The 18,979-nt window shown below is 62.1% G+C and carries 15 protein-coding genes and 4 tRNA genes; 15 read left to right on the top strand and 4 right to left on the bottom strand.

Annotation, left to right across the window (positions count from 1 at the left end; genetic code table 11):
- Window positions 1-14 precede the first annotated feature (14 nt).
- A complete protein-coding gene (locus B5495_RS08040) occupies window positions 15-1,097 on the bottom strand; it encodes an NAD(P)/FAD-dependent oxidoreductase (RefSeq protein ID WP_079554973.1) in 1,083 nt (360 codons plus the stop codon).
- 162 nt (window positions 1,098-1,259) lie between these two features.
- Between B5495_RS08040 and B5495_RS08035 the strand changes: the two genes are divergently transcribed.
- On the top strand, window positions 1,260-2,201 hold the full coding sequence (locus B5495_RS08035) for a TIGR01777 family oxidoreductase (protein WP_079552800.1): 942 nt from the start codon (window positions 1,260-1,262) through the stop codon (window positions 2,199-2,201).
- Here the strand turns inward: B5495_RS08035 and rapA are convergent.
- Window positions 2,198-5,143, bottom strand: a complete 2,946-nt coding sequence (rapA, locus tag B5495_RS08030; RefSeq protein ID WP_079552799.1) for an RNA polymerase-associated protein RapA — start codon at window positions 5,141-5,143, stop codon at window positions 2,198-2,200. The two genes, B5495_RS08035 and rapA, sit on opposite strands and share 4 nt — an antisense overlap.
- Before the next feature lie 151 nt (window positions 5,144-5,294).
- A complete protein-coding gene (locus B5495_RS08025; RefSeq protein WP_079552797.1) occupies window positions 5,295-6,101 on the bottom strand; it encodes a TlpA family protein disulfide reductase in 807 nt (268 codons plus the stop codon).
- An 80-nt stretch (window positions 6,102-6,181) separates the two neighbouring features.
- Between B5495_RS08025 and B5495_RS08020 the strand changes: the two genes are divergently transcribed.
- A complete protein-coding gene (locus tag B5495_RS08020; RefSeq protein WP_079552795.1) occupies window positions 6,182-6,418 on the top strand; it encodes a hypothetical protein in 237 nt (78 codons plus the stop codon).
- A 95-nt stretch (window positions 6,419-6,513) separates the two neighbouring features.
- Here the strand turns inward: B5495_RS08020 and typA are convergent, their stop codons facing one another.
- Window positions 6,514-8,340, bottom strand: a complete 1,827-nt coding sequence (gene typA, locus B5495_RS08015) for a translational GTPase TypA (protein WP_079552793.1) — start codon at window positions 8,338-8,340, stop codon at window positions 6,514-6,516.
- 210 nt (window positions 8,341-8,550) lie between these two features.
- Here typA and B5495_RS08010 point away from each other — a divergent pair, with 210 nt between their 5' ends.
- The 13 genes from B5495_RS08010 (at window position 8,551) to rpoB (ending at window position 18,971) form a co-directional block, all read left to right on the top strand.
- The gene (locus B5495_RS08010) at window positions 8,551-9,534 is read left to right on the top strand and encodes a biotin--[acetyl-CoA-carboxylase] ligase (RefSeq protein ID WP_079552791.1); all 984 of its coding nucleotides are present in this window, start codon (window positions 8,551-8,553) and stop codon (window positions 9,532-9,534) included.
- The gene (locus B5495_RS08005; protein ID WP_079552789.1) at window positions 9,531-10,370 is read left to right on the top strand and encodes a type III pantothenate kinase; all 840 of its coding nucleotides are present in this window, start codon (window positions 9,531-9,533) and stop codon (window positions 10,368-10,370) included. The genes B5495_RS08010 and B5495_RS08005 overlap by 4 nt, the downstream gene beginning before the upstream one ends.
- A gap of 150 nt (window positions 10,371-10,520) precedes the next feature.
- Window positions 10,521-10,604: transfer RNA gene (locus tag B5495_RS08000), tRNA-Tyr, on the top strand.
- A gap of 27 nt (window positions 10,605-10,631) precedes the next feature.
- Window positions 10,632-10,705 (top strand) — tRNA-Gly (locus tag B5495_RS07995).
- Window positions 10,706-10,732: 27 nt separating this feature from the next.
- Window positions 10,733-10,807: transfer RNA gene (locus B5495_RS07990), tRNA-Thr, on the top strand.
- A 155-nt stretch (window positions 10,808-10,962) separates the two neighbouring features.
- Window positions 10,963-11,038, top strand: a tRNA-Trp gene (locus B5495_RS07985).
- 72 nt (window positions 11,039-11,110) lie between these two features.
- On the top strand, window positions 11,111-11,494 hold the full coding sequence (gene secE, locus B5495_RS07980) for a preprotein translocase subunit SecE (RefSeq protein WP_079552788.1): 384 nt from the start codon (window positions 11,111-11,113) through the stop codon (window positions 11,492-11,494).
- A gap of 8 nt (window positions 11,495-11,502) precedes the next feature.
- Window positions 11,503-12,036 carry a transcription termination/antitermination protein NusG gene (gene nusG / locus B5495_RS07975; RefSeq protein ID WP_079552786.1) on the top strand — a complete coding sequence of 178 codons (534 nt, stop codon included), beginning with the start codon at window positions 11,503-11,505 and terminating at the stop codon, window positions 12,034-12,036.
- A 114-nt stretch (window positions 12,037-12,150) separates the two neighbouring features.
- Window positions 12,151-12,582, top strand: a complete 432-nt coding sequence (gene rplK, locus B5495_RS07970; protein ID WP_079552784.1) for a 50S ribosomal protein L11 — start codon at window positions 12,151-12,153, stop codon at window positions 12,580-12,582.
- Between the two features lie 2 nt (window positions 12,583-12,584).
- Window positions 12,585-13,277: a 50S ribosomal protein L1 gene (gene rplA, locus B5495_RS07965; protein WP_079552782.1), complete on the top strand. Its 693-nt coding sequence runs from the start codon at window positions 12,585-12,587 to the stop codon at window positions 13,275-13,277.
- Window positions 13,278-13,652: 375 nt separating this feature from the next.
- Complete coding sequence (gene rplJ / locus B5495_RS07960) at window positions 13,653-14,156, top strand: 50S ribosomal protein L10 (RefSeq protein WP_079552780.1); 504 nt, start codon at window positions 13,653-13,655, stop codon at window positions 14,154-14,156.
- Window positions 14,157-14,263: 107 nt separating this feature from the next.
- Window positions 14,264-14,632 carry a 50S ribosomal protein L7/L12 gene (gene rplL, locus B5495_RS07955; RefSeq protein WP_079552779.1) on the top strand — a complete coding sequence of 123 codons (369 nt, stop codon included), beginning with the start codon at window positions 14,264-14,266 and terminating at the stop codon, window positions 14,630-14,632.
- A gap of 259 nt (window positions 14,633-14,891) precedes the next feature.
- The gene (gene rpoB / locus B5495_RS07950; RefSeq protein ID WP_079552777.1) at window positions 14,892-18,971 is read left to right on the top strand and encodes a DNA-directed RNA polymerase subunit beta; all 4,080 of its coding nucleotides are present in this window, start codon (window positions 14,892-14,894) and stop codon (window positions 18,969-18,971) included.
- The last annotated feature ends 8 nt before the right edge of the window (window positions 18,972-18,979 follow it).

Below are 18,979 nucleotides of genomic sequence, written 5' to 3'. Positions count from 1 at the left end.
ACAACTTGTGGCATTCAAGCACAACCCGCAAGCGTCTGGCCCAGCCGGTGGCCGGACAGCCAGGCCTCCTCCACGCGACCGCCGCGCAGACCGTCGCCGCACAGCGACAGGCCCGCGTGGCCCAGCGCAAAGCCGGCGTCGGGCATCGCCGCAAGCGGTTCGGCCGGCTGGGCGTAAAGCCAGCGGTGAGCGCCGTGGTCGACCAACTCGGGTAGCGGCTGCGACGCCGGAAAAAGCGCTTTGAGCGCGCTGATCAGGGTCATCGCCACGTGCTCGGCGTCGTCTTCCAGGTGCGCTTCGCTCCACTCGGTGTGGGCCAGCAGGCTCAGGCTTTCGGGCTGGTGTTCGCGCCCGGGCTTGGTCTGGTTGCGCGAGACAAGGCGCAGCGCCGGATGTTGCAAGTGCGCCTGCTGCCAGCTTTCGGTAACGCCGTCCGGGACGGGCAGTGGGGCGGCGAATATCGCCCAGCCTGCCCAGCAGGCGCGCTGCTCAAGGCGCTGGCAAAGTGCGTCGAGGGTGTTGTCCCAGGGTTGTACCAGCGGCTCGGCCTGGGGCGGCGGCACGGCCACGACGACCTCTGTATAAGGCCCGAACGCGGCGCCTGCGTCGGTGCGGATCTGCCAGCCGTCGGCGTGGCGTTCCAGCGCGCTGACCCGGGTGCCGGCGTGCAGAGCGGTGCCACGGGCGGCGAGCGTTTGCGCCAGATGGCGGGTGATCGCGCTCATGCGCGGTGCGCCGGTAAAGCGTTCGCGATCGTCGCTGAGCCGCTGCCAGCCCGCGTTGCTGGCGCGGTAGGCATGCGTCGGCCAGCGCTCGGCGCAGCCGGCACGCCGCCAGGCATCCAGCTCGGCGATAAACGCCGGATCGCGGGCGCTAAACGCCTGGGCGCCAAGGTCGATAATGGCATCGGGACGGCGGCGGCTCGACATGCGCCCGCCGGGGCCGCGCGCCTTGTCAAACAGCGTCACCGGCAGGCCGGCATCCGTCAGCGCCCGGGCGCAGGCAAGCCCGGCGATACCCGCACCGATAATGGCTATGCGGCCTGCAGCCGCGTTATCGCCAACGTTATTCGCCGCGGAAGATGAATGATCGGTCATGGCGATGTCCTGAAAAAAGTCCTGAAAAACGCATTTTGAAAAAAGAGCGCTGAAAAACGTGTCGGCAGCGTGTCCGTCAGCCACAATGTAGCAGAGTCGTATAATTAACGTACAATATAAGCGCAGCTTTATTAGCGTCTTATCTCGGGAAAGGAGTCTTTTATGCGTGTACTGATTACCGGCGGCAGCGGTTTTGTCGGCCAGCGGCTGTGCCAGGCACTGGCGCGTCAGGGGCACGAGCTGCAGGTGGTGTCGCGCTCGCCGGCGCGTGCGCGCGAGCAGCTGCCGGACGGCTGCGACGTGCGCGACAGCGCCCTGGCCTTTGCCGATACGCCGCCCGAGACGCTGGTCAATCTGGCCGGTGAGTCGATCGCCGCCAAGCGCTGGAGCGAGGCGCAAAAGCACGAGCTGATCGACTCCCGCCTGCGCGCCACCGGCGATCTTGTTGCGCTCTGCGAGCAGCTGAAAGAAGCCGGTGAGGCGCTGCCCCGAGCGCTGGTATCGGCCTCGGCCATGGGCTACTACGGTGAGCAAAACGATGGCGATCAGGACGATACCGTGGTCAGCGAAGACACGCCGCCCCACGAGGAGTTTGCCCACCGGCTGTGCGCCGAGTGGGAAGCGGCGGCGCAGGAAGTGGCCGCGCTTGGCGTGCGCACGGCGACTGTGCGGATCGGGCTGGTGCTGGGCGAAGGCGGCGGCAGCCTGCAGAAAATGCTGCCGCCGTTCAAGTGGGGGCTAGGCGGGCGTTTTGGCAGCGGGCGCCAGTTCATGCCGTGGATTCATCGCGATGACCTGGTCGCCGCGATCCTGTTTTTGCTCGAGCGCGAATCCGCCAGCGGGGTGTTCAACGCCAGTGCGCCGCACCCGGTGACCAACGCCGAGTTTACTCGCACGCTGGGCCAGGCGCTGCATCGTCCGGCGGTGCTGCCGGTGCCCGCCTTTGTGCTCAAGGCGGGGCTGGGGGAAATGTCGCGCCTGCTGCTGACCGGGGCAGATATGCGTCCGGTGCGCCTGCAGCAGGCGGGGTTTACCTTTCGCTATCGCACGCTTGACCGCGCGCTGGAGGCCATTTTGTCTTCACGCCCGGGAGCCCCGCGCTAGCCGTCGGTGTCCACGGTGATAACCACCCGCACGGCGTCAAGGCGCAGGCGGGTGGTTTCAATCGCGTCGCTCAGGGCGGCGCGTTCGCTTTCCAGCGCGGCAAGCTCGGCGTCGCGCACGGCGGGGTTGTGCTCGGCCAGCGCGTTAAGGCGCGCCAGTTCGCCGTCGAGCTGGGCACGCATACGCGTCTCGGCGCCTTCCACAATGCTGGAAAGCTCGCGTTCGGCTTCGCTTTCGCCCTGATCGAGTAGTCCGCGCAGCTGATCGTGGCGGCTTTTGATCAGGTCCCGCGAGAGCGATTTATTGACCTTCTGCAGGTTTTTCCCCAGCCCGGTAAAGGAAATCTTGTCGGTCAGGTTGGCGCCCGATTCGTCGAGCAGCACGCGCACGGCGGTGGGCGGCAGAAAGCGGTTCAGGTGTAGCCGCTTGGGCGCCGGGCAGTGGGTGCGAAACACCAGCTCGGCCATCAGCCGGCCGCCGGGAATCGACGGATGCTTGAACAGCGCCAGCGCGGTGTTGCCCATGGTGCCGTCAACGATGCGCCCCATCATTTCGCGCACCAGCGGATGCTCCCAGGAAAGCGGCTGCACGTCGTCCCGGGCCAGCGCCTTGTCGCGGTTGTAGGTGGCGGTAAAGCCGTCTTCGCCCTTGGCCAGCCCCGGCAGGCCGTCGAGCATCTGCTGGCTGGGTTTGAGGTGGATCAGGCCCTCGCCGATGTCCTTGCTGTCGACGCCGAAAATATCCAGCGCGCGCTCGACGTAGCGCGGCAGCGCCTTGTCGGCGTCCAGCTCGCGGACCGCGTCGATAATGCGTGCGGCGCGTGCGGGGCGGCAAGCGTTGAGCTCCAGCAGGCGGTTGCGCCCGGCGTTGCGCTCGGCAAGCTTGGCGGTGTACATCGCGTGGGTTTCGCTGATGATTGCGTCGAGCTCCTCGTCGTCCAGCAGGGCGTCGGCCAGCGCATCGCCAAAGGCCTCGAACAGGTCGCTGCCCACGCCGTGGGGCGCGCTGAACGCATCCATGCCTTCGTGATACCAGCGCATCAGCCGTTCGCCGGGGCTGTGCTCGAACTGGGGCACGTGGATCTCGATGGCGTGCTGCTGGCCGATGCGATCCAGCCGGCCGATGCGCTGTTCCAGCTGGTCGGGGTGCTGGGGCATGTCGAACATGACCAGATGGCGGCAGAACTGGAAGTTGCGGCCTTCAGAGCCGATTTCCGAGCACACCAGCACCTGACAGCCGTCTTCTTCGTCGGCGAAGGCCGCGGCGGCGCGGTCGCGTTCGATCAGCGAGAGGTCTTCGTGGAACACCGGCGCGTGATAGCCACCCAGCGTGCGCAGCCCTTCGGCCACGCCTTCGGCGGTTTCGCGGTGGTGGGCGATGACCAGCACTTTTTCGCCGGCAAAGCCGCTGCCGCTGTCGTCGCTCAGCTGCTCGAGCAGCCAGTTGATGCGCGGATCGACGTGCCACCAGTCCTCGGCGTTGAGCGGATCGCTCGAGAGTTCGCGGTACATGGCGTCGGGGTAGATCAGCACGTCCGGGTGGTCCAGACCGGTTTCGATCAGCAGTTCGTCGAGGTAGTCCTCGTCGCGCTCCAGCCGACGCAGCACCCGGCGGTAGGCCGACGGCAGCGCCAGCGTGGCCGTGTGCAGGCGGCGCTCGGGGAACCCGCCTACGTGGCGGCGGCTGTTGCGAAACATCACCCGGCCGGTGCCGTGGCGGTCAAGCAGGGCATCGCGCAGCTGGTCGCGCGCGGTGTCCCGCTGCTCGTCGCTGGCTTCAGCGTTGGCAAGCGTTGCCAGCAGCGCCTGACTTTCGCGGTCGTCGATTACTGCGTCTATCGCGGCGCGGGCGTCAGCGCTTTCCGGCAGCGCGTCGAGCGCTTCGATGGCGGCGGCGACGTCGGCGTAGTGACGTTCTTCCTCCTTGAAGCGGGCGATATCGTGGTAGCGCTCGGGGTCGAGCAGGCGCAGGCGGGCAAAATGGCTCTCCACGCCCATCTGTTCGGGGGTGGCGGTGAGCAGCAGCAGCCCGTCGATCTCGGCGGCCAATGCCTCGACGCACTGGTACCCGGCGCCGCTGCCGTCTTCGCGCCAGTCGAGGTGGTGAGCTTCATCGACAACCAATAGATCAAAGCGGCTGGCGAGCGCCTGCTGCTGGCGGTTGGGATTGGCGAACAGCCATCCTTGACTGGCGAGAATGATCTGGCCACTGTCAAAGGGGTTGCCTTCACCCAGTGCCTGACTCTGGCTTTCGTCAAGCAGGGTGACGCTGAGCGAAAAACGCCGCAGCAGCTCGACCAGCCACTGGTGGGTGAGGCTGTCGGGCACCACGATCAGCGCGCGTTCGACGCGGCCGGCGAGCAGCAGGCGATGCAGAATCAACCCGGCTTCGATGGTTTTGCCCAGCCCCACTTCGTCGGCAAGCAGCACGCGTGGTGCATGGCGGCGGGCGACTTCGTCAGCGATGTAGAGCTGGTGGGGAATCAGGTCAATGCGCGGCCCGGCAAAGCCCAGCGCCGGGTGCTTTTCGGTGCGCTGGTAGTGGTGCAGGGTGCGAAAGCGCAGGTCGAACCAGTCGTTGCGATCCACCTGGCCGGTCAGCAGCCGGTCGCGGGCCTGATCAAACTGCATGGTGTCGGCGAGCTTGGTTTCGGGGAGTTCGCAGGCGTCGCCGTTGGCGTCCTTGCCGAGGTAGATGATCAACCCCTGATGCTCCCGGCTGTCGTCGACGGTCATCTGCCAGCCGTCGGCGGCGATGACACGGTCGCCGCTGCCAAAGGCAACGCGGGTGAGCGGGGCCTGGCGGGTGTTGTAGGTGCGGGTTTCCTGGCTGGCGCTGAACAGGATTGTCACGCTGCGGGGGTCGCCGTTAAGGACGGTGCCAAGCCCGAGTTCGGCTTCGCCGTCGCTGATCCAGCGCTGGCCGGGAGAAAATTCGCTCATGGTGCCTCGGAGGATGCAGTAAATCGGGACAAGCGCGCCCGGCGGGAAAACCGGCCGCGCATTAGGGGCGGGGGATTCTAACGCAAAGCGGCGGGAGGATTAAGGTGCGACGAAAGGTTTAGTCGTGCCGGTGGATCCTGACGCAGGCGTATCAGTCGCTTAGCCAGCGATTCAGCGTGGCCCGGGTCAGCTCGCCGGCGTGGCGTTGCTGCACGCGGCCGCGGGCGTCAAGCAACAGCGTAGTGGGCAGGCCGGGCGTTTCAAACGCCGCCATCAGCCGCTGCTGCGGGTCGCGCAGGGCGGTGTCAAAGTTAAGTCCTTGATTGTCCAGATAGCGCACCACCGGCAGCAGGTCTTCGCCCTGATTGACGATGACGACGCGGACGTCGTCGCGCTGGCTGAATTCTTCCAGCAGCGGCATTTCGCGCCGGCACGGCGGGCACCAGGTCGCCCACAGGTTGACGATTACCGGCGTGTCGTCGCCTTCTGCCAGTTGGGCAAGCGCTACGGGGTTGCCGTCCAGATCGTCCAGGGTAATGTCGGGTAGGGTGCGCGGGGCATCGCTGTCGCCCAGCGGAGAAAATGCCGCCAGCCCGAGCCACAGCCCGAAGGTGGCGAGCAGCAGTAACGCGATGCGCATGAGCGCGCCAAGCCGGCAGCGCAGCATCACGGCGCTGTAAGCCAGCGCGCCCATCAGCCCGATGGCGCCGTGATAGCCGGGCTGCCAGAGCTTGAGTGCGGCCAGCGGCTCGGCGGCGTAGCTTTCGGCGTTGAGCGCCACGTAACCCAGCCTTGCGGCAATTACCCAGACAATGACCACGCCGCTGAACCAGCGCTTGCGCGTTGCGGTCGGCAGACTGGAAAAATAGCGCGCGCCGGCCAGCAACAAGAGAGCGCAGGCCAGCGCGTACAGGCGCGGCAGTGAAAGCAGCACCGGTCCTAGTGCGATGGCATTCATGATGGTCTCATCCCATGGGGTCCTTTAAACGGATACAATGGGCGACTTTATCATGCGACAGCGACAACCGGAGGCGCTTTATGGCACAGCCCACCTATGATCCTTTGCGGGCGTTGGCGATCGGCTCTCAGGCAGCGGGGCTGATCGCGATCATCATGCTGGAAACCGTGCTGGGCGATGCCGCGCGGCCGTGGCAGGGGGTAACGTTGGGGCTGATGGTGGCCGCCGCGCTGGGTGTTGCGCTGGCGCGGCTTTACCGACGCAAGCGTGCTCAGCGCGCCCGTGCGCGCCGCCGCGATGGCATCGACAGGGGCTAGAAGCGGGCTGGAAACGCCGAGGCCAGACACAAAAACAGCCCGCCGAGGCGGGCTGTTGAGAGTGCGCAGCGGGCCGCGCGATAAGCCGTTGCGGCTTACTTCTTGCTGGCGCGCTTGCGCTCGTTTTCCGTGAGGTGCTTCTTGCGCAGACGGATGTGGCTGGGGGTAACTTCCACCAGCTCGTCGTCGTCAAGGAACTCGATAGCCTGTTCAAGGGTAAAGCGGACGGGCGGCGTCAGCACCAGGTTTTCATCGGTGCCCGAGGCGCGCATGTTGTCGACTTTCTTGGCCTTGGTCGGGTTGACGGCCATGTCGTCGGCACGGTTGTTGATGCCGATGAGCATGCCCTCGTAGACCTCGGTGCCGTGCTCGGCGAGCATCTTGCCGCGGTCCTGCAGGGTGAACAGCGCGTAGGCCACGGCCTTGCCGGTGGCCATGGACACCAGTACGCCGTTGCGGCGTTCGGTGCCGGCATCGGGCTTGAGCGAGCCGTAATGGTCAAAGCGGCTGGTGAGGATGCCGGTGCCGGAGGTCAGCGTCATGAACTGGCCACGGAAACCGATCAGCCCGCGCGCGGGGATCAAGAAGTCCAGACGTACGCGACCCTTGCCGTCAGGGTTCATGTTGGTCATCTCGCCCTTGCGGTAGCCGAGCTCTTCCATGATGGAGCCCTGGTGCTGCTCTTCGCAGTCGATGATGACTTCTTCGTAGGGCTCTTGCTGTTCGCCGTCAATCTCGCGAATGATGACTTCCGGACGGCCTACGGCCAGCTCGAAGCCTTCACGGCGCATGGACTCGATGAGTACCGACAGGTGCAGCTCGCCGCGGCCGGAAACGACGAATTTCTCCGGGGTCTCGCCCTCTTCCACGCGCAGCGCGACGTTGTGGATCAGCTCCTGCTCAAGACGATCCTTGATGTTACGGCTGGTGACGAACTTGCCTTCCTTGCCGGCAAACGGTGAATCGTTGACCTGGAAGGTCATCGACACGGTGGGTTCGTCGACCGACAGCGGCGGCAGCGCTTCGGCAGCGGCCGGGTCGCACAGCGTGTCGGAAATGGCCAGGTTTTCGATGCCCGTGATGCAGATGATGTCACCGGCGGTGGCTTCGTCGGTTTGCACGCGCTCAAGACCCATGTGGGTCATGACCTGGGCAACCTTGCCTTTACGCTCTTTGCCTTCCTTGCTGATCACGGTGATCTGCTGGTTGGGCTTGACGCTGCCGCGTGTGACGCGGCCGAGGCCGATAACGCCGACGTAGCTGTTGTAGTCAAGCGCCGAGATCTGCATCTGGAAGGGGCCGTCAACTTCCACCTGGGGCGGTTGGACGATATCCACGATGGAATGGAACATGGGCGACATGTCGTCGGCCATTTCTTCCGGCTCGGGGCCGGCAACGCCGTTGAGCGCCGAGCAGTAGATGATCGGAAAATCGAGCTGCTCGTCGGTGGCGCCGAGGTTGTCGAACAGGTCAAAGATCTGGTCGATGACCCAGTCCGGCCGCGCGCCGGGGCGGTCGATCTTGTTGACTACGACGATCGGCTTGAGGCCCTGGTCAAAGGCTTTCTGGGTCACAAAGCGGGTTTGCGGCATGGGGCCGTCAACGGCATCAACCAACAGCAGTACCGAATCGACCATCGAGAGGACGCGTTCCACCTCGCCGCCAAAATCTGCGTGCCCGGGCGTGTCCACAATGTTGATGTGGTAGTCGGTGCCGGCGTCGCTCTGCCACTGAATGGCGGTGTTCTTGGCCAGGATGGTAATGCCGCGTTCTTTTTCCTGGTCATTGGAGTCCATGACCCGCTCTTGCCCTTCGGCCTTGCGGTCCAGCGTGCCGGACTGGCTCAGGAGTTTGTCAACCAGCGTGGTTTTACCGTGGTCGACGTGGGCGATGATGGCGATGTTGCGAAGGTTCTCGATCACGAAGCGATCCTGCTTGAAAAAAATAGGGCAGCATTATAGGGGGAGGAAGCACGTCACGGCTAGCTTTGTCTTTAAACGATGTGGAAGACGGTCGTCAAGAGACGCGCGATGACAGTGTTCGGCGCGGCACGACTTAGGTCGGGGGCAAGATGCTTTTCGCGGCTGCAGCGCATCCGGTAAGATAGCCGTTTTCCCAGGCGGGGCAGGCACATGACCATCGGCAACCTGATGCGTTTGTTAAGCGACGGCGAGGTGCATTCCGGCGAGCAGCTGGGCGGGTCCCTGGGCATTTCGCGGGCGGCGGTATGGAAGCAGCTGAAAAAGCTGGAAGCAATGGGCGTCGAGCTGGATGCCGTCAAGGGGCGCGGCTATCGTCTGGTGCAGCCGCTGACGCCGCTGGACGGTGCGCGCATCGTGGCACATCTTCCCGCCGCGGCACGGCGCCGGCTGGCTCGGCTGTTTGTGGAAGACACGCTGCCGTCGAGCAATGAATATGTCCGCCAGCGCTTCGGGCAGGGCGCCGGCCACGGCGAGGTGTGCTTTGTCGAACTGCAGACCGCCGGGCGCGGCCGGCGCGGCCGAGTGTGGACGACGCCCTGGGGGCAGAGCCTGATGCTCTCGGTCGGCTGGCGCTTTGACAGCGGCGTGGCCGCGCTTGAGGGGCTGAGTCTGGCGGTGGGCGTGGTGGTGTCGCAGGTACTTGAGCAACACGGTGCCCGGCCGCAGCTCAAGTGGCCCAACGATATTCTGCTGGCAACGCCTGACGGCGCGTTGGCCAAACTGGCCGGTATTCTGGTGGAGGTGACGGGCGATGCGGCGGGGCCGTGTGACGTGGTCATCGGGATGGGCATGAACCTGTCGCTGCCGCCCGCCATGCGTGAGGCCATCGGCCAGCCGGTAGCGGCGCTGGCTGACGCCTGCCCGGACATCGACCGCAACGCGCTTGCCGCCGACGTAGTGGCCGGACTGCTGGGCATGCTGGTCAATTTCGAGACCCATGGCTTTGGCGCCTGGCAGGCGGCGTGGAACCAGCGCCACGCCTACGCCGGGCAAGCGGTCGATGTATTGGTAGGCAACGCGCGCAGCGCAGCGGTGGCCGGCGAGGCCGATGCCGGCGGTAATCTCTGGGTGTGCGAAGACGGCCATGACCGGCGGCTGGCCGGCGGTGAAATCAGCGTACGCAGGCGGCTATGATTCTGGATCTGGATATTGGTAATACGCTGTCAAAATGGCGGCTGAAAGACACCAAAAGTAGCGAAATCCGTTCTCGCGGGGCCGTATGGACGCGTGAAGAATGGCGCCCGGGGTCGGATATTCCCGATCTCGATGTCGTCGAAGCAGTGCGCATTTCCAGCGTAGCGCGCCACGCGGTGCTGGATGAAACCGTGGAGCTGCTGCGTCGGCGTGTGCCCCAGGTTCACGTGGCCCGCTCAACCCGTGAAGCGCTGGGCGTGACCAACGGCTACGGCGAGCCGTGGCGACTGGGGGTTGATCGCTGGCTGGGTGCCCTTGCCGGCTATCAGCTGGCCGGCGGCTGCTGCGCGGTAGACTGCGGCAGTGCGATCACCGTGGACTTTGTGCTGCCCGGCGGCGCGCATATGGGCGGCTATATTGTCCCCGGGCTGCGGCTGATGAAAGAAAGTCTCAAGCTGGGCACGCGCAACGTGTCCATCGACCCCGAGGAAGAGGCCGACACCCTGCTCACGCCGGGGCGTTCAACCGTGGATGCGGTCAATCACGGCATCTACATGGCGGCCACCAGCGCGGTGCATCGCATGTATAGCGAAGTGTGCGATCAGCACGGCGTGGCGCTGCCGTTGCTGCTGACCGGCGGCGATGCGCGCGTGGTATCCAGAGGCATGCACGTGCCCCATGCGGTCTGGCCGGATATGGTCTATGGCGGACTTGAAGCCTGCTTTCCGCTGACCATGGCCGAGCGTGCCGGGAAGATGGCCGGTGCCCCTGGCGTGCCCGCAACGCTGGCGCTGGAAAAAATTCGTGCAGGGCTTGCATTCTCAATGCTGCTTTGACAGAATGCAGCGCGTTCCAAGGCAGAAAGCAGCGGCCATAAAGCGCCGGCTTGATGTTGATAGTATTGTTTTTAATAACGTTTTTATCGCGTATTTATTGACAGCTAGTTGACATTGTTTTGGAAGGCGGTATAATTCGCCGCCAGTGTTGGAGGGATTCCCGAGTGGCCAAAGGGAGCAGACTGTAAATCTGCCGCGAAAGCTTCGAAGGTTCGAATCCTTCTCCCTCCACCAGCTTCATGACTGGCAGCGATAAGAGCTGCGGGCATAGTTCAATGGTAGAACCTCAGCCTTCCAAGCTGATGATGCGGGTTCGATCCCCGCTGCCCGCTCCAATATGCGTGCCAGTTCGTACGAATTGCGCTCATGTAGCTCAGGGGTAGAGCACACCCTTGGTAAGGGTGAGGTCAACGGTTCAATTCCGTTCATGAGCTCCATATTGCAGAGAAGGCGAGCGTAGCTCGCTTTTTTTGTCTCCATCAGCAGCTGTTTCGTGCTGATGGTAATAGGGGTTGTCAGGCGGGTTTTTGTCCGCTAGTATGACGGCCGCTGTTACTGGGTATCGCAATGATGCCCGTAGCAGCAACGATACAGGCCAGTGGCTCAATTGGCAGAGCAGCGGTCTCCAAAACCGCAGGTTGGGGGTTCGAGTCCCTCCTGGCCTGCCAGCTTTCCCCAAGTTGGCGTGCCTTTCCAGATTTCCTTTATCGTTTGCCGCACTCCCGAGGAGTCTCGTTTTTATGAAGCCTAATTCTGTAAAACATGGCGCCGAGGTGCAAGAGACGCGCCATGACGGGCTCAAATGGGTGGCGGTAGTAGCGCTGTTGGCAGTTGCAGTGGTAGGCAACACCTATTTTTCCGGTGTTGGCCTGTTGTATCGCGTGCTGGGCGTTGTCGTTTTTTGTGTGCTTGCCGCCGCGGTCGCGCTTACCACGACCAAGGGGCGCAGCCTGGTCACCCTGGCCCGTGAATCAAAGAAAGAAATTCAGCGCGTTATCTGGCCCACGCGGGCAGAAACCGTGCAAACAACCGCAATTGTGCTGGTCGCCGTCATGGTGGTCGGCTTGTTGCTGTGGTTAATTGATACGCTTCTCGGCTGGGCGATGTCCGGCGTGATCGGTTAGGAGTTTTCATGTCCAAGCGTTGGTACGTCGTTCACGCGTATTCCGGTTTTGAAAAGCACGTCATGCGTTCGCTAGCCGAACGCGTGAAGCTTTACGGCGTTGAGGATCGCTTTGGCGAGATTCTCGTGCCGACCGAAGAAGTCGTCGAAATGCGTGACGGCAAGCGCCGCAAGAGCGAGCGCAAGTTCTATCCCGGCTATGTGCTGGTCGAGATGGAAATGGCCGACGATACTTGGCATATGGTCAACGAAACGCCGCGTGTAATGGGCTTTATCGGCGGCACCAAAGACAAGCCCGCGCCCATTACCACCCGCGAGGCGGAGTCCATCCTGCGCCGGGTGAAAGACGGCACCGACAAGCCGCGGCCGAAAACCATGTTCGAGCCGGGCCAGTCCGTGCGCGTCACCGACGGGCCGTTTGCCGACTTCAACGGCGTGGTCGAAGAAGTCAACTATGAGAAGAGCCGTCTGCAGGTCAGCGTGCTGATCTTCGGCCGTGCCACGCCGGTTGAGCTTGAGTTCGCCCAAGTCGAAAAAGAGTAGTCGTCGAAAAAGTCAGTGAAGCACGACGCAACGTATTTAACGTGCAAATCGCCCTTGGGGCGATTTGCTGTCACCGGGGAGCCGCAAGGCGCTATTACCCATCTGGAGTAGAAAATGGCCAAGAAAGTACAGGCTTATATCAAGCTGCAGGTTGCTGCAGGCAAAGCCAATCCGAGTCCGCCCGTGGGCCCCGCGCTGGGTCAGCACGGCGTGAATATCATGGAATTCTGCAAGACGTTCAACGCCGAGACTCAAGACATTGAGCCCGGCCTGCCGACGCCTGTGGTTATTACCGTCTATTCTGACCGTAGCTTCACGTTCGTCACCAAGACGCCGCCGGCTGCCGTGCTGCTGAAAAAAGCCGCAGGCATCAAGTCGGGTTCGGGTGAGCCGAACAAGACCAAGGTCGGAAGCGTGTCTCGCGAGCAGCTCGAAGAGATTGCCCAGACCAAAGAGCCTGACTTGACGGCTGCCGATCTCGACGCCGCGGTGCGCACCATTGCTGGTAGCGCCCGTAGCATGGGTCTTAACGTGGAGGGTCTGTAATCATGGCGAAGCTAACCAAGCGTGCGCAGCAGATTCGCGCAAAAGTCGATGCCAACAAGACTTACTCCATTGACGAAGCAGCGGCCCTGCTGGCCGAGCTGTCTACCGTCAACTTCAAGGAGTCCGTGGACATCGCCGTTAATCTGGGCGTTGATCCGCGTAAATCCGACCAGGTGGTTCGCGGTGCAACCGTGATGCCCAACGGTACGGGCAAAGACGTACGCGTTGCCGTCTTTACCCAGGGTGCCAACGAGCAAGCCGCTAAAGACGCCGGTGCTGACATCGTCGGCATGGACGATCTGGCTGCTGAAGTGAAGAAAGGCAACCTCGACTTTGACGTCGTCGTCGCCTCTCCCGACGCCATGCGCGTTGTGGGTCAGCTGGGCCAGATTCTGGGTCCGCGCGGCCTGATGCCGAACCCCAAGGTCGGCACGGTAACGCCCGACGTTGCGACCGCGGTCAAGAACGCCAAGGCCGGTCAGGTGCGTTTCCGTACCGACAAGAACGGTATTATCCACACGACGCTGGGTAAGGCCGACTTTGACGTCACCGCACTCAAAGGCAACCTTGAAGCGCTGGTCGCCGACCTGAAGCGCCTCAAGCCGAGCACGTCCAAAGGCATTTACTTCAAGAAGATGACGCTGTCCACCACCATGGGCCCGGGTCTGACGATTGATCACGCCGCGCTGGTATAAACCGGGCAGCGAACGTCTGGCGGAACGATATATTCGGCCAGACGTTGTGGTAGATGGTTTTAGACAGACCGTGTTAGACAGGCGGTTTTAGGTAGACAGTTTTATGAGCAAGAACTTTGCGGTCTCCGTGCTGAACGCGGTGCACCGTCAAAGACCGCAGGTGCTGCTGCCTGTCGTCTGACAGCATGAAGCGGCTTAATGCGCAAGCGCCTGCGCAGATGGTGTTGCCGCCAGCCAGTTCAACGTCAAGCGAAAGCATCGCGTTGCACTTTCGGGTGAGCACCATCTTTTACGGCTTTCCGCTACTCAAGAGTGCGGAAAGGGATGGTAACTCCGGAATCTGGTGACAGGTTTCGGCACGAAGGAGTGATCACTGTGCCACTAGCACTTGAAGGCAAGAAAGCGATTGTTGCCGAAGTCAGTGAAGCGGCCAAGGACGCACTCTCCGTCGTTGTTGCCGATTCTCGTGGCGTCGCGGTCGACAAAATGACCGTTCTGCGCAAGCAGGCCCGCGAGAATGGCGTCCAGATTCGTGTTGTGCGCAACACGCTGGCACGCCGCGCCCTGACAGGCACTCAGTGGGAGTGTCTGAATGAGACGTTCGTAGGTCCGACTCTGCTGGCTTTTTCCAATGAACATCCCGGCGCCGCTGCGCGTCTGATCAAGGATTTCATCAAAGCCGCACCGGATTTCGAAGTCAAGGCGCTGGCCTACGAAGGTGAGCTGATTCCGGCTGCTGACATTGACCGTCTGGCAAGCCTGCCGACGTACGACGAGGCAATTGCCCAGTTGATGTCGGTCATGAAAGAAGCTTCCGCTGGCAAGTTGGTTCGTACCCTGGATGCCCTGCGCGTCCAGAAAGAAGAAGAGGCGGCGTAAGCCCCTTTTCCGAATGCGGCACTGCGCGATACAGGCAGGCGGCATGAACCAGGCAAAACTTTTGAGTTTCGCCGATGCGAAACTCCCGCAACGTTAGGAATGAAACAATGGCACTGAGCAAAGACGATATCATCAACGCCGTCGCTGACATGTCCGTTATGGAAGTCGCCGAGCTGATCGAAGCGATGGAAGAGAAATTCGGCGTAACCGCCGCGGCCGCTGTTGTTGCTGGCCCGGGTGGCGAAGCTGAAGTTGAAGAAGAGCAGACTGAATTTGACCTGGTGCTGAACGGCCCCGGCGATAAGAAAGTTAACGTGATCAAGGCAGTTCGCGAGATCACCGGCCTTGGCCTTAAAGAAGCCAAGGGTGCTGTTGACAGTGCTCCGGCGACTATCAAGGAAGGTATGTCCAAGGACGACGCTGAAGCAGCGAAGACCAAGCTGGAAGAAGCTGGCGCTGCCGTCGAGATCAAGTAATCTTGATACTGTCGGCTTTACGCGCTGCGTAAGCTTCCTTGGCTGGCGGCGGGCCTTTCCCGCTGCCGGCCTTTTTCTGTTGCTGTTACGCTTTAATATCAGCCAAGCGGCAACAGAATGCGTTGAAACATACGCGACGAGATAAAGATTTTTGACGGCGAGCTACCCATTCAGGAGCTTGCTGTCTGCGTCTGAAACGCCCGCGGGGCAGATGACCACGCGCATCGGTCACCCATGGTGAACAAGCTGGGGAATACAGATGGCTTACTCATACACTGAGAAAAAACGCATCCGCAAGGATTTCGGCAAACTGCCCCAAGTGATGGATGTGCCTTACTTGCTGGCCATCCAGCTTGATTCCTATTACGACTTTCTCCAGCAAGATCGTTCGCCCGACGAGCGGCACGAAATCGGTCTGCACGCGGCGTTCAAGTCCGTGTTCCCGATTGCGAGCTTCTCCGGTAATGCGGCACTTGAATATGTCAGCTACCGTTTCGGCACGCCGGCGTTCGATGTTAAGGAGTGCCAGCTGCGCGGCGTGACGTATTCCGCCCCGCTGCGCGTCAAGGTTCGCTTGATCATTTATGATCGCGATTCCTCCAACAAGGCCATCAAGGATATTAAAGAGCAGGAAGTCTACATGGGGGAAATCCCCCTGATGACCGAAAACGGCACCTTTGTGATCAACGGCACCGAGCGCGTCATCGTTTCCCAGCTCCACCGCTCGCCGGGTGTATTCTTCGACCACGATAAGGGCAAGAGCCACTCCTCCGGCAAGCTCTTGTACTCCGCTCGCGTGATTCCTTACCGCGGCTCCTGGCTCGATTTCGAGTTTGATCCCAAAGACAACGTCTTTGTGCGTATCGACCGCCGCCGCAAGCTGCCGGCGTCCGTGCTGATGCGCGCGCTGGGCATGAGCACCGAGGAAATCCTCGCCGAGTTTTTTGCTACCAGCGTGTTCCACATCGAGAAAAACGGTTTCGCGGTAGAGCTTGTGCCGGCACGTCTGCGCGGTGAAACTGCGACGTTCGACATCAAGGACAGCGACGGCAATATTATCGTCGAAGAAAGCCGTCGAGTGACCCAGAAGCACATCCGCCAGCTGGAAAAGACCGGCCTGGATCGTCTGGACGTGCCGATGGAGTACCTGTGCGGCAAGGTGTTGGCCAAAGATCAGATCGACGCCAAGACCGGCGAGCTGATCTGCCCGAGCAATACCGAAATCACCCCTGAACTGCTGGAAAAGATCGGGCAGGGCGGTATTGCCCAGATCGAGACGCTGTATACCAATGATCTGGACTGCGGCTCGTTCATTTCCGATACCTTGAAGCTTGATACCACCGACTCGCGCCTTGGCGCGCTGGTGGAAATCTATCGCATGATGCGCCCCGGCGAGCCGCCCACCAAAGAGGCCGCCGAGACGCTGTTCCACAACCTGTTCTTCTCTGAGGACCGCTACGACCTGTCGGGCGTGGGCCGCATGAAGTTCAACCGTCGCCTGCGCCGCGGTACCGACACCGGCTCAGGTGTGCTCGGCCGCGAGGATATCCTCGATGTGCTGCGCGAGCTGATCAGTATCCGTAACGGCTTTGGCAACGTGGATGACATCGACCACCTCGGTAACCGCCGCATTCGCTGCGTGGGTGAGATGGCCGAAAACCAGTTCCGTGTGGGCCTGGTACGCGTTGAGCGGGCGGTGCGTGAGCGCCTGTCCATGGCCGAAAGCGAAGGCCTGATGCCCCAAGACCTGATCAACGCCAAGCCCGTCGCGGCGGCGGTGAAAGAGTTCTTCGGTTCCAGCCAGCTCTCGCAGTTCATGGATCAGAACAACCCGCTGTCCGAGGTGACGCACAAGCGTCGCGTTTCGGCGCTGGGCCCGGGCGGTCTGACCCGTGAGCGCGCCGGTTTCGAGGTGCGCGACGTACACGCCACGCACTACGGCCGTCTGTGCCCGATCGAGACGCCGGAAGGCCCCAACATCGGCCTGATCAACTCGCTGGCGACGTACAGCCATACCAACAGCTACGGCTTTCTGGAAACGCCGTACCGCAAGGTGGTTGATAGTCAGGTGACCGACGAGATCGTCTATCTGTCGGCTATCGAAGAAGGCGACTTCGTTATCGCCCAGGCGTCTGCTGCCGTGGACGAAAGCGGCAAGCTGATTGATGACCTGGTGCAGGTTCGTCACCGCGGCGAAACCACCTTCATGCGCCCCGAGCAGGTCACGCGCATGGACGTCTCGCCGCGTCAGGTGGTATCCGTTGCCGCCGCGCTGATTCCGTTCCTGGAGCACGATGACGCCAACCGCGCCCTGATGGGTGCGAACATGCAGCGTCAGGCCGTGCCTACGCTGCGCGCCGACAAGCCGCTGGTAGGTACCGGCATGGAACGCTTTGTTGCGCGTGACTCCGGCGTCTGTGAAGTGGCCAGCCGTGGCGGCATCATCGATTCCGTCGATGCCCGTCGCGTGGTGGTACGGGTCAACGAGGATGAGATCATCGGCGGCGAAGCCGGCGTGGATATCTACAACCTGACCAAGTACGTGCGCTCCAACCAGAACACCTGCATGAACCAGCGCCCCATTGTGCGCCCGGGCGACAGCGTGGCACGCGGCGATATCCTCGCCGACGGTCCGTCGGTCGACATGGGCGACCTGGCGCTGGGTCAGAACATGCGCATGGCCTTCATGCCGTGGAACGGTTACAACTTCGAGGACTCCATCCTGATCTCCGAGCGGGTGGCTCAGGAGGACCGTTTCACCACGATCCATATTCAGGAGCTGACCAGCGTGTCGCGCGACACCAAGCTGGGGCCTGAGGAAATTACCTCGGATATTCCCAACGTGGGCGAATCGGCGCTGTCTAGTCTGGATGAAGCGGGCGTGGTCTACATCGGTGCCGAAGTCGGGCCGGGGGATATTCTGGTGGGTAAGGTAACGCCCAAGGGCGAAACCCAGCTGACGCCGGAAGAAAAGCTCCTACGTGCCATCTTCGGTGAGAAGGCCAGCGACGTGAAAGACACCTCGCTGCGCGCGCCGACCGGCATGAAAGGCACGGTAATCGACGTGCAGGTCTTCACCCGCGACGGTGTGGAGAAAGACCCACGCGCGCTTGCCATCGAAGAAATGCAGCTCGACGAAGTGCGCCGCGACCTGCAGGAAACCTACCGCATCGCTGAAGACGCTACCTTCGAGCGTCTGCAGCGCACGCTCGTGGGTCAGGCCGTTAACGGCGGGCCCGAGCTTGCCAAGGGCGATGTGCTTGACGACGCCTACCTTGATGCGCTGCCGCGTCAGCAGTGGTTCAAGCTGCGCATGCAGGAAGAAGCCCACAACGAGCTGCTGGCTCAGGCCGACGAGCAGCTGGAAAATCGCCGCAAGGAAATGGACGAGCGCTTTGAGGACAAGAAGCGCAAGCTTACCCAGGGCGATGATCTGGCGCCGGGCGTGCTCAAGATCGTCAAGATCTACATGGCGGTGAAGCGTCGCATCCAGCCGGGCGATAAAATGGCCGGGCGTCACGGTAACAAAGGTGTCATCTCGGCAATTATGCCGGTGGAAGACATGCCGTTTGACGAGCAAGGCGAGCCTGTCGACGTGGTGCTTAACCCGCTGGGCGTACCTTCACGGATGAACGTGGGGCAGGTGCTTGAAACCCACCTGGGGTTAGCCTCGCACGGGCTAGGGGTCAAGATTGACCGTATGCTGAAGGATGCTCGTGAAACGCAAGTGGCTGAAATACGCGATTTTTTGGGGCAGGTGTACAACACCGAAAGCACCCTGAAGGTCGAGGATCTGTCGCTGTTGACCGACGACGACGTTATTGCGTTGGCCAAGAACCTCAAGGGCGGCGTGCCCATGGCCACAGCGGTGTTTGACGGTGCCGAAGAGTTCGAGATCAAGCAGCTGCTGCGCCTGGCCGACCTGCCGGATTCCGGTCAGATGACGCTTTACGACGGACGTACCGGCGAGTCCTTTGACCGCCCGGTCACCGTTGGCTACATGTACATGCTGAAGCTCAACCACCTGGTTGACGACAAGATGCACGCGCGCTCCACCGGCTCTTACTCGCTGGTAACCCAGCAGCCGCTGGGCGGTAAGGCACAGTTTGGTGGTCAGCGCTTCGGTGAGATGGAAGTTTGGGCACTTGAGGCCTACGGCGCGGCCTATACGCTGCAGGAGATGCTCACCGTTAAATCGGATGACGTCGAAGGGCGCACCAAGATGTACAAAAGCATCGTGGACGGCGATCACACCATGCAGGCAGGCATGCCGGAATCCTTCAATGTGTTGGTGAAGGAAATCCGCTCGCTGGGCATCGATATCGAGTTAGAGAGCTAGGAGCCCCC

Source organism: Vreelandella subglaciescola, assembly GCF_900142895.1.
GTDB classification, from domain to species: domain Bacteria; phylum Pseudomonadota; class Gammaproteobacteria; order Pseudomonadales; family Halomonadaceae; genus Vreelandella; species Vreelandella subglaciescola.
This window is presented reverse-complemented; position numbering and strand designations above follow the sequence as displayed.